General features: G+C 38.4%; 13 protein-coding genes. 1 reads left to right on the forward strand and 12 read right to left on the reverse strand.

Annotation, left to right across the window (positions count from 1 at the left end; translation table 11 throughout):
• The 4 genes from L647_RS0109340 to L647_RS0109355 all read right to left on the reverse strand — a co-directional run.
• Window positions 1-1,107, reverse strand: a 1,107-nt coding sequence (locus L647_RS0109340; RefSeq protein ID WP_024610903.1) for a M28 family peptidase, incomplete at its 3' end; no start/stop codon positions are given.
• A gap of 182 nt (window positions 1,108-1,289) precedes the next feature.
• A complete protein-coding gene (locus L647_RS0109345; RefSeq protein WP_024610904.1) occupies window positions 1,290-1,805 on the reverse strand; it encodes an MgtC/SapB family protein in 516 nt (171 codons plus the stop codon).
• 8 nt (window positions 1,806-1,813) lie between these two features.
• Window positions 1,814-2,926: a GNAT family N-acetyltransferase/peptidase C39 family protein gene (locus L647_RS0109350; protein WP_024610905.1), complete on the reverse strand. Its 1,113-nt coding sequence runs from the start codon at window positions 2,924-2,926 to the stop codon at window positions 1,814-1,816.
• Between the two features lie 4 nt (window positions 2,927-2,930).
• Window positions 2,931-4,325, reverse strand: coding sequence for a RimK family protein (locus tag L647_RS0109355; RefSeq protein WP_024610906.1), 1,395 nt, complete (start codon window positions 4,323-4,325; stop codon window positions 2,931-2,933).
• A gap of 305 nt (window positions 4,326-4,630) precedes the next feature.
• Here L647_RS0109355 and L647_RS0109360 point away from each other — a divergent pair, with 305 nt between their 5' ends.
• Window positions 4,631-4,969: a zinc ribbon domain-containing protein YjdM gene (locus tag L647_RS0109360; protein WP_024610907.1), complete on the forward strand. Its 339-nt coding sequence runs from the start codon at window positions 4,631-4,633 to the stop codon at window positions 4,967-4,969.
• A 61-nt stretch (window positions 4,970-5,030) separates the two neighbouring features.
• Here the strand turns inward: L647_RS0109360 and L647_RS0109365 are convergent, their stop codons facing one another.
• From L647_RS0109365 to L647_RS0109395, 8 genes are all read right to left on the reverse strand, one after another.
• Window positions 5,031-5,408, reverse strand: coding sequence for a hypothetical protein (locus L647_RS0109365; protein ID WP_024610908.1), 378 nt, complete (start codon window positions 5,406-5,408; stop codon window positions 5,031-5,033).
• A gap of 92 nt (window positions 5,409-5,500) precedes the next feature.
• Window positions 5,501-5,917, reverse strand: coding sequence for a hypothetical protein (locus tag L647_RS0109370; protein WP_024610909.1), 417 nt, complete (start codon window positions 5,915-5,917; stop codon window positions 5,501-5,503).
• A 35-nt stretch (window positions 5,918-5,952) separates the two neighbouring features.
• Window positions 5,953-6,108, reverse strand: a complete 156-nt coding sequence (locus L647_RS1000000126010; RefSeq protein ID WP_158001065.1) for a hypothetical protein — start codon at window positions 6,106-6,108, stop codon at window positions 5,953-5,955.
• 135 nt (window positions 6,109-6,243) lie between these two features.
• The gene (locus tag L647_RS0109375) at window positions 6,244-6,597 is read right to left on the reverse strand and encodes a hypothetical protein (protein WP_024610910.1); all 354 of its coding nucleotides are present in this window, start codon (window positions 6,595-6,597) and stop codon (window positions 6,244-6,246) included.
• 173 nt (window positions 6,598-6,770) lie between these two features.
• The gene (locus L647_RS0109380) at window positions 6,771-7,163 is read right to left on the reverse strand and encodes a hypothetical protein (RefSeq protein WP_024610911.1); all 393 of its coding nucleotides are present in this window, start codon (window positions 7,161-7,163) and stop codon (window positions 6,771-6,773) included.
• Between the two features lie 384 nt (window positions 7,164-7,547).
• Window positions 7,548-8,117 (reverse strand): hypothetical protein, encoded by a 570-nt coding sequence (locus tag L647_RS1000000126245; protein WP_216712735.1) that lies wholly within the window; start codon window positions 8,115-8,117, stop codon window positions 7,548-7,550.
• 626 nt (window positions 8,118-8,743) lie between these two features.
• Window positions 8,744-9,328 (reverse strand): dCTP deaminase, encoded by a 585-nt coding sequence (gene dcd, locus L647_RS0109390; protein ID WP_007582539.1) that lies wholly within the window; start codon window positions 9,326-9,328, stop codon window positions 8,744-8,746.
• 6 nt (window positions 9,329-9,334) lie between these two features.
• A partial coding sequence (locus L647_RS0109395) for a P-loop NTPase (RefSeq protein ID WP_024610913.1) occupies window positions 9,335-9,853 on the reverse strand: 519 nt, incomplete at its 5' end.

Raw genomic sequence — 9,853 nt, forward strand, 5'->3', positions numbered from 1 at the left:
CCAAGCCATCGATGCCATAGTTACCGCATTTAACGATGTTAGTTTTGCGGTGTAATCAAAATCAACGCCCTCAATAGTATCACCGTACTCAACACCATTTTCAGTGCGTAAATCTTGGTGTTGATGATTATAGTTTTCGTTAGTTTCCATAATACGAACTGCGGCAAATCCAGCATCATTAAACGGACGGTGATGCCCTCCTCGACCAAATCTATCTAATCGGTAAACCAACATAGTATCTAAATTAGGAATGTATCTGTCGGCAACTGTGTCTATATAACGTGCTAAGTTACGACTCGCCGAGTCAACCTCGCCACCAGTAAAACGACGTGTTTTTGCTTGCTCTTTGGTTTCTACAACACGTGTGCCTTCTGAAAATATTCGAGCCGTTGTATTATCCGTAACGCCATTAATACCACTAACATTACCAATCATGTCGTTATTTAAAACACCATGTACTTGCCAATCATGTTTTTGCGCATAAGCCGTTAATATTTTACCACCAAACAACCCTTGCTCCTCGCCCGAAAGCGCAGCATAAACAACCGAGCCATTAAATTTATACTTACTTAATACGCGAGCCGCTTCTATAACGCCAGCCACTCCTGATGCGTTATCGTTTGCACCTGGCGAATCGCTGGTAAAGTCCATAACATCGCTTACACGTGAATCTATATCTCCCGACATCATCACCATTCTATTTGGTTCGCTCATACCGCGCTGAATCGCAACAATATTTACTACTTCAACAGGATTCGGAATACGTTTTTCGCCCGATATAGTGTCTTTTACTTCTATTATTTCTAAACACCCGCCACATTCAGCTGATATTTTTTCAAACTCTTTTTTTATCCAACGTCTTGCTGCACCAATGCCTCGGGTGTCTGACTTTGTTTCTGATAATGTATGACGCGTACCAAAATCCACTAGCGTTTGAATATCGCTGCCAATACGCTTAGCTGAAATTTCAGCTGCAATGTTATGAAGTTTTTCTTGGTCTTTAAATTTAAGCTCTGACGCATGTGTTGTCAGAACAAAAGAACACGCTACTGCAAGTGTGCTGTATTGCAAAACCTTGCTCGTAATTTTAATACGTGTGCTAAGCATAAATATGACTCCTAATTATTTGAACTCATACCATTACCCAAGCACGCTTTTACTGCAATATATTTGAGTTAAACATAAACATGGTTACGCTGAAATGCAGATTAATGCGTTTTCCTCAATACTGCTTAAACTAATTTATTGCTAAATGAGTTCGATAAAAAGTATATAAAACAAAAACGCCACTAATCGTGGCGTTTTGTTTCATCAAATTCTTTTCGATAGTAACGTTTTTGATAATTTTTTACTTTAGTGTGCACACCTTTGCTCAGGCTTTTAAATTTAGCTTCGAGTACATCTACTCCGTATAAAATGCCCACTACCAGTACGGAGAGCTTTATTGCTGCGCCAAGGTTATCGGTAGCTATCATAACGCCTATTGATGCAAGCACCCATATAGTTGCGGCAGAGGTTACACCGACTACCGCACCATCTTTTGCGAGCATAACGCCTGCACCTAAAAAGCCAATACCTGTAATTATTTGCCCAACTACACGAGAATGATCTATCACATCCCCTTGTAAATTAAACGCAGTGGATAAAAACAAATACGTACCCAAGGTTATTAACGCTGAAGTACGAATGCCTACAGGTTTACCACGCAATTGGCGCTCTATACCAATAATGGCACCACAAAAAGCCGCAGTACCAATAGCCGCCCACGAATACGGGGCTACATCAATTAAATCTAAAAAAGTCACTGTTAACCTTATATTTTATTAGCTATAGCCACCGCTGTTCTTAAACGTTGGCTACCAAACGCTGACATTTTACTAAAATCACTTCGCGCAATAGGTACATATTGGCAATCTATTGCGAGCTGTTTGTCGTTACCGGGCTCACAAAACGGATCGTGAACATACACGCAATGCTCATCAAGGTGCGTAACACACACCCAATGTGGCGATTTTTTACCATCAAAACTATATGTGCTAATTAATAACAGCACGCTAAAGCCTTTACTTAACCACTGCTCAATATACTCAAGCTCTACATCTTTATGTGTAAGGGGTATATTTGCCTGTGTAATACCATCTACAAATTGCTGATGCACGGTGGCAAGTACCACTTTTTTGTTTTCGTTGCGTACGCCATCTAAAAATAAAGGCTCGGTAGTATTAACCATTACCTCGCTTTTAAAACCACGCTTATTAGCCGCAAGTGCCAAACCAAACGGATGACACCCTCCATGACCCGATGTCATAAAAATAGTGGTGCCTTCACGCCAAAGTGCTAACTCATGTGATTGAGTAAGCTCAGTAGTAGGCTCAAGTGCGCCCATTGCCATTAATAGCGCAGCAGGTCCGCACGTAAACTCTGTAGTTTGCTGATACCACGGCGTTAAACGCGCCACTTTTAACTCACTTATTTGTCGAATGTTTTTTTGCATTCGTAGTGCGTCACTGTGATCGTCGTAATAATCGCTGTATTGACCAAATACCCTGTAACCTAAACTTGTATAAAGCCCAATCGCACTTTCGTTATTTACAGCCACTTCTAAGCGCAAGTACAGCCGAGCGCGCTCATACGTTTCTTTTTCAAGGCTAGTAAGCAGTGCTTTTGCAATACCTTTACCTTGCATAGTTGGTAAAACAGCAAGCGAATATAAACGCGCTAAACGAGTCCCTTTATGGCACCACACTAGCCCATAGCCGCATAATTGCTCGCCATTTTCTGCAACGAGTAAAATACCGTGCTTAGCACTTAGCCAGCGCTTTAAACTGCGCGGGCTCAATTTATCGTTATTAAAGCAGGCATTTTCAACGTCAATCAGTGCATTTAAATCACTGCTAAGCGCTTTTCGAATAACAAGGTTGCTCATGTTATTACCCACGACCTCGTGCTTCTAAGCGTTGTTTAAATTCATCCATAATGATCATGTATAGCTCGTCGCCTAAATAGCCGTCTTCTACTTTGTGATCAATACTTGGGTTGTCGTTTACTTCAAGCACGTATGCTTTGCCTTGATGCTCTTTAACATCTACGCCATATAAACCTTTACCCACTGTTTTACATGCTTTTAAAGCTGCATCTAATACCGCTTTTGGTAACTCAAAGGTTGGCAATGTTTCAAAGCCACCAGAGAAAAACCGTTTAGCATCGTGGTTATAAATTTGCCAATGGTTACGCGCCATTAAATAACGACATGCATAAATTGCACGACCATTTAACACACCCACTCGCCAATCGTATTCGGTATACATGTACTCTTGTGCAAGCACTAATGCGCTAAACTCAAACAGCTCTGTAAGCTTAGCTTCAAGCTCATCACGGTTTGAAACTTTAAAAACACCTTTTGAGAAAGACCCTTCAGGCATTTTTAAAACAAGCGGATATGTAAACGCTTCTTCTAATTGCTCAAGCGTTTCACTTGATTGATCAGCCACTACAACCGTTTTTAAACTTGGCACTTTTTGATAATTAAATGCATCGTGTAAATACACTTTATTACAACAACGTAAAATAGACTCAGCGTCGTCAATAACCACTAAACCCAGGCTTTGCGCTTTGCTCGCAAGGCGATACGTTGGGTGGTCAATCGCTGTAGTTTGGCGAATAAATAACGCATCAAATTGAGCAATGTTATCAATTTCGTCAAAGCTTAATGCTTGTGCATTAATACCGTGTTTAGCCGCTGCTTTAATAAAGCGTGCTATGGCGTCTTTATCACTCGGCGGCACTTTTTCGTTATGATCAACAAGTATTGCCATGTCCCATCTAAAACGACGTTGTACCGAACTAATACGCCACTGCGTTTTAGTAAAGTTATCTAGCTTTGCAACAAAGTCACTGTACTGCTGCTCACTTAAAGACGACAAAGACCCTTGTTGTAATAAGCCTTGTTCATCAACAAATAAAATCGGCGCAGGATATTGTTTAAATACCGACTTTGCCGCTTTTGATTGTAAATCGTTTTGGGCATTACCAAAGTAAAGTGTGCCATCTATTTGGCCCAAATTTAGCATAGGTGCTTGACCACTGCGAAGTGCATTAATGGTTTTTACACTGGGTAAAACTTGGTGTTTGCGCGCCTCAGCAAGTAACGAGCAATAGTAACCTTTGCTCAAGTATTGGCTTGAGTCGCACAGATTAATAATGCGTGTTTTTGGTTCGTTATGTTTTGGGTAATCACGTAAGTAGGTATTAAACGTAATTACATTTTCGAACGATTGAGCAAGCGTTTGCTCGTTGTTATCAACCACAATTAAGGTTTTAAACACGACTTTTCCTAGTTAAGTCAAAATATAAAAGCATGCCTAGTAAAATATTAAGCATTATAAATAGAAACACCCATCGTACTAAGTGGCGCATTATTGCAAATCACTTAATACGATGGGTGCTTTAACAAGTACCTACTGTACGAGTTAGCGCTTAAATTGCTTAAGCGACATGTGCTTTATATGCCCTTTTTTTAAAACGCACAAACGAGATATTTTTAGCGTGAAGATGAAAATTACTTATTAACTGTATTTTATTAATTTAGCCCTTTAAAATACGCAAAACGAGTACTTTATGAGAGTTAAAAATGTCGCTACCTGCTTGCACAAAATGCCAATGTGAATATGTTTACGAAGACCAACAACTGCTTGTTTGCCCCGAATGCGCCTATGAGTGGAATCCAAATAGTACAAACGATGAAGACGCTTTTAGCGTAAAAGATGCCAATGGCACTTTGCTAAATGATGGCGACAAAGTGACAGTAGCCAAAGATTTAAAAATTAAAGGTAGTTCACAAGTAATTAAAATTGGCACCAAAGCGGTTGTAAGGCGAGTGCTTGATAAAAAAGACCACGAACTTGATTGCAAAGTTGAGGGTATTGGCGAAATGATGGTGACTGCAAAGTTTGTGAAAAAGGCGAGCTAAATTTGACAGAATAAAACACAGACTAAGTGTTTTGAGTCAGTTTTAATTTGTTAGCCGTAATTTACCACAATTCTAATCGGCTAATTTTAAACTCAACCCAATCAGAATATAATTTTTGATCAAAATTTATATGAAAGCCAAGCACATTAATTATTCCACTTTCAAAATCAATAACTTTGCCGCAGCCTATGTACTCATACGGACCTTGTTTTTGGATCCACATTGTAGATTTTTCTTGTATTAAACTCTCGGACCAATCATTAAGATATGCTGATTTAACATCTACATCTAAAACGTCCAATAAATCTTCTACTTTATCTCCATTTTTAAAATCACATAAATGGCAAAATATATCTATAGACACAAATTCACTTTTTAAAGTGATTGTTGCCGTTTCATCACCATAACAGTCGACATTTTTAACAATTAGCTGATTCATTGTTCGTCCCTTCTCACTTAAATAGTTTAATAAAGTGGGTTATTAATATTGACCCAATTCTTTAGTTTCGTTTTTAACACTTTATTTCACATTTAATTAAGTGAGTGATCAATAAAAAATGCTTCTATTCCTGGTTTCTTTATTTTGGAACCAGGGGTATATAAATAACACGTAATTCTGGCGTAATTATCCAAATCACTACTCCACAAACATGTTTCTTCATAGTCGATTTTATTTTCTGAAAACTCAATTCGTAAAACTTTAGAATCACCACTTAGAGTAGATTTAAAACTAGCGACCCCATTAATAACGTTTCCATTTATCTTTCTTTTTATTTTCAATTGATTATTTTCTAAATAGATTGAAATAGTGCCACTATAAGAAACGTCAGTATCTATCCCTTGACCTATTAGCCGATAATTCCCAGATACAAACGAAGAGGAAAAATCGTCATCAGCATTCGATACAAAAGCAACGAAAATCAACATTGTTACTATAAATTTAATCATATTTGTTAACCTGTAACCCTAAATAAGGAACTGATTTATTGCATGCATGCAAAATTTAATCGACTGCTTGTAAATCCATAATAAAAAATAGACAAAACACCATAACGAGTAAGTAAAGCGCTACGATTACCAATATCTCGCTTGCCTTTGAGAGTATTATACCAACGGTATTTTTCTAACATAGCGCTCATTTAATACTCATAGAATTTAATTATATAGATTGAACTGACTTTGGAAAAACAAGTAACTACACCTGCATTAAACTCACGCAAAATCGATAATTTCGGCTAATGCAAAACTCTACAATTATGCGTTTAATTGTGCGTTTAATCGTGCCAAGATTTGAAACATTTTCTGCACTGCATGGCTTTTGGGGTTCTAAGGACATAGCCACAATCAGGGCATGTCTTTATCGCATATTGATGATCAATTATGATGCGTTTAGCAATTTTAGTCAGGATTGGTTTTGGATCACCAATTAGGACTTGCTCAATAAGCTTATCTTTATTTGCTCCCGTTAAGGACCACATTATTAAACGCGATTTCTCATTAGCATTGCCTTGGTACTGTAGTCTAAGTTTACCAGAGGCATTAATAATTTTCCTTTCCCGAGAGGTCATAAAATCTCTACAGTGTTTTAAGACATAGTTTTCACGATCTTCTGAATCATCTATGTGCATATTCCTCCCTACGCATAACGCTTACAATAACGGGAAAAGCTAAGCGACAGCGAGGCTTTTTTCCCAATGAGCAAAGTAATGTAGTTTGTTGTTATGTTATATGGCACTAGTCACCAAAACCGCCACCGGTGATGTTATCATTTGAACCTATACACCTTTTTATACATATTCACTCAAAAATCAGAAGCATCTTCCGTAAGTGCCCAATCTTTCATATCTTGAACAATATGATTTGATAAAAACTCAAATACATCATTGTATTCTGTTTCTACAACATCCCAACTCCGCTCTGATTTACCTGAGCCAAAAACTGGATGGAATACAATAACCTTATCAGTAATTGTGCCATCAACAATTTCGAGACCTGCAAAATCGTCATTGTCTTGTCGGCTAGCAAATACAAATATCATTCTATTTTCTGTATCTTCGTTAGCAAAAGCCTTAGCGGCAAACTCAAATTCTGCTGCGTGAGATAAAAAATGCCAAGGACAAAAACTCTCAGTGTTTTGTACCAAAAACCAACGAAGTGCGTTCGGCCAATTTGAATTGATAATTTCAGGTTTCATCTAATCCCTAGATTACGTATAACGAGCCTGTAGATTAACTCGTTTTTTATTTAGAGGAAAGCCGGCTCTATAAAGCGAAGTCGTTTGCCATTCGTTAATTAACAGCTATCGTCGTCCGATTGTACCGTCTATTTCACTTTCATTTTGGGCTAAAGCGTATTATGAGCAACAAAAAGCCGAGGATAATCCGCATAACAGCATTATTAGATCACTGGCATTTAAGTGAATAAGGATTGTATTTAGGTTTTGAAAACGAATACCCCCTACGATAAATCGACGTATTTAGCGGCCTTGAAACGCAGAGGTTCACCACTTTTAAAATTTGCAATTAATAGCTAAATTTTACTAGTCGTCCACCTCAGGGCGTATTGTTAGCAAGCTTTATCACTGAAACACTTTAGTAAGTGTTATCTCTAATTCAGTTAGAGCCTGCGGTAATGTACTAATACATAACTGAATTTTAGGGTCATCGTCATCTAAATTCACACGACTGAACACTGACCGAAGACAGTTGTTCATATCAGCTAATCTAATTTCAATAGTTATAGGTGCTTTTCTAAAAAGCTTTTCAAATTCAAAATCATAATTATTAAGTTTTAGCATTCTTTTTACCTTCTTTTTTTCCTTTGGAAGAGGCTGAAATTTACCGCCAGTAATCGCACCGTCAACCTCAACGGCTTCAATAACAAGCTTAGTTACTTTAGGTTTTTTATTCTCGATAGCATCTAAAATATCTTCGCCCAATTGATTTTTTTCTTTGTGTTTTTTAGAATTTTTCATCGACTTTAAGCTATTTGCAACCCATATATTTGTCATCTGGTCACCTTTGTTTGCACCAGTTAATAATTTAGCATCTGGGCCTTTAGCTTCAACAACAAAATACTCTATCACTTTGCCGTCTTTATCTCGTTTAGCCCATACTTGATCGACTCCAAGGTCTGGACCAAAGCCCATTTCCATTGTTGCTGGAGTGGAGGGTCTGAAAACTCTTTATCCATATACATGGAAGCACCAAGTTCACCTTTAGACTCTGTTATTTTAGCTTTAAAAGCACCTTATCTTCATGCTTTCAAGGTGGTCGAATTTTCTATTTTGTTAACTAGTGTGTAAATACATAACCTTTCGGTTTTTTACGGCCAGAGTTATTTGTTGTACTAACGAGTTAAAGCTGTCGTATTCAAAATTAATATTACACCCATTTACGTCCTTGATTTAGGTACGGGCAGGTGATTTACTATGTCGTAATTGTGCGTACAGGTATCGAATAGCAGTTGTACTGAGTAAGCGAGTCGTTCTGCGTTAAGCAATTAAATATGCTGGATTTTGGGGAAAGGTTTTCTACTGTATATATCATAGCTAGATTTAAGCGTTTGTTTCGATAGTTAACTTTATCGGCGCACAACACGTAATATGCTCTGTTAATAAAGCACTCAATAGTTTCTCGGTTGTAGGGTAAAGTAGTAATTTAATATACCCAAACGCTGAGCATATTAATAAAGCAAATGAAGCGCTTAACCAGTACTTTGAACTACTGGGTTATGCGCTTCATAAAATAGACGAATAAAAGCTTTATTTAGTGGTTACTTATCGTCACTAATACGACTTGCTACTGCGCTGTTTTGATCTTTATATTTTGCATCTTTACGAATGTTGTATGGGTTTTCACACGGGCCCGATAGCATTTCAAAGCTCATAGCACCAATTTTCATCAGTGGACGAAGCGCCAGTGGTAATTTGCCTGAGTTGTAAAACTCTAAAACAATATTACCGCTCCAGCCTGGGTCGATTCGGTGCGCTGTTACATGCACCATTAAACCTAAACGAGCTAACGATGAGCGTCCATCTAACCAGCCTACGATGTCTGCTGGCAGAGTTACTTTTTCGTGTGTTATAGCAAGTGCAAGTTCACCTGGATGTAAAAAGAATGCTTCACCTTCATCAAGCACTATTTCTTCACTCATGATTGATTCCATGGCTTTATTTAGCTGATCTTTTGGACCACTTAAATCGACGTATGCCGCATTATGCGCATTAAAAGTTCTGAATTTATTACCTAATCGCAAATCGGCAGTTACGCCTGAAATCATGTCACTTGTTGGCGCAGGCTCAATAACAATGCGACCATCGCTTAGGTATTCATTAATATGTGTGTCTGAAAGTCTCATTATTTATTAATCTTCTGTAATCACAATTTCAATTGCATTGTGATGCTGTTGATAATAGAGCGTGCTGGCTATAAGCCTCGCTGCTGCGCTGTATGTTTTGCTTATCGCCGCGTCGTTATCGTTGGCAATAAGTTTTCCTTGCTCAGAATATTCACGTATATCTATTGCAAGAGGAATATGGCTAAGTACGGGTACGCCGTGCTTGTGCGCCAGCTTTTGTGCACCGTCTTTACCAAATACGTGGTTAGCTTCACCGCAGTGGCTGCAAATGTAATAACTCATGTTTTCAATTAAGCCCAGCACTGGCACGTTTACTTTATTAAACATAGCAATGCCTTTTTGCGCATCGGCTAGGGCTAAGTCTTGCGGTGTAGTGACAATAACAGTGCCGCTCGCGGGTACTTTTTGGCTCATTGTAAGTTGAATATCACCGGTGCCCGGTGGCATATCCACAATTAAGTAATCAAGCTCGCCCCAATCAGTCTCGTTAAGCAATTGGCTAAGCGCGCCTGACGCCATTGGCCC

This window comes from Pseudoalteromonas sp. TB64 (assembly GCF_000498095.1).
Classification (GTDB): domain Bacteria; phylum Pseudomonadota; class Gammaproteobacteria; order Enterobacterales; family Alteromonadaceae; genus Pseudoalteromonas.

What these genes read in the sequence shown, in the direction of transcription:
- L647_RS0109350 (WP_024610905.1), bottom strand. Translation starts at nt 2,926, where the DNA reads ATGAGCAACCTTGTTATTCGAAAAGCGCTTAGCAGTGATTTAAATGCA.
- L647_RS0109375 (WP_024610910.1), bottom strand. Translation starts at nt 6,597, where the DNA reads ATGCACATAGATGATTCAGAAGATCGTGAAAACTATGTCTTAAAACAC.
- L647_RS1000000126010 (WP_158001065.1), bottom strand. Translation starts at nt 6,108, where the DNA reads ATGAGCGCTATGTTAGAAAAATACCGTTGGTATAATACTCTCAAAGGC.
- L647_RS0109380 (WP_024610911.1), bottom strand. Translation starts at nt 7,163, where the DNA reads ATGAAACCTGAAATTATCAATTCAAATTGGCCGAACGCACTTCGTTGG.
- L647_RS0109370 (WP_024610909.1), bottom strand. Translation starts at nt 5,917, where the DNA reads ATGATTAAATTTATAGTAACAATGTTGATTTTCGTTGCTTTTGTATCG.
- L647_RS0109365 (WP_024610908.1), bottom strand. Translation starts at nt 5,408, where the DNA reads ATGAATCAGCTAATTGTTAAAAATGTCGACTGTTATGGTGATGAAACG.
- L647_RS1000000126245 (WP_216712735.1), bottom strand. Translation starts at nt 8,117, where the DNA reads ATGGGCTTTGGTCCAGACCTTGGAGTCGATCAAGTATGGGCTAAACGA.
- L647_RS0109360 (WP_024610907.1), top strand. Translation starts at nt 4,631, where the DNA reads ATGTCGCTACCTGCTTGCACAAAATGCCAATGTGAATATGTTTACGAA.
- dcd (WP_007582539.1), bottom strand. Translation starts at nt 9,328, where the DNA reads ATGAGACTTTCAGACACACATATTAATGAATACCTAAGCGATGGTCGC.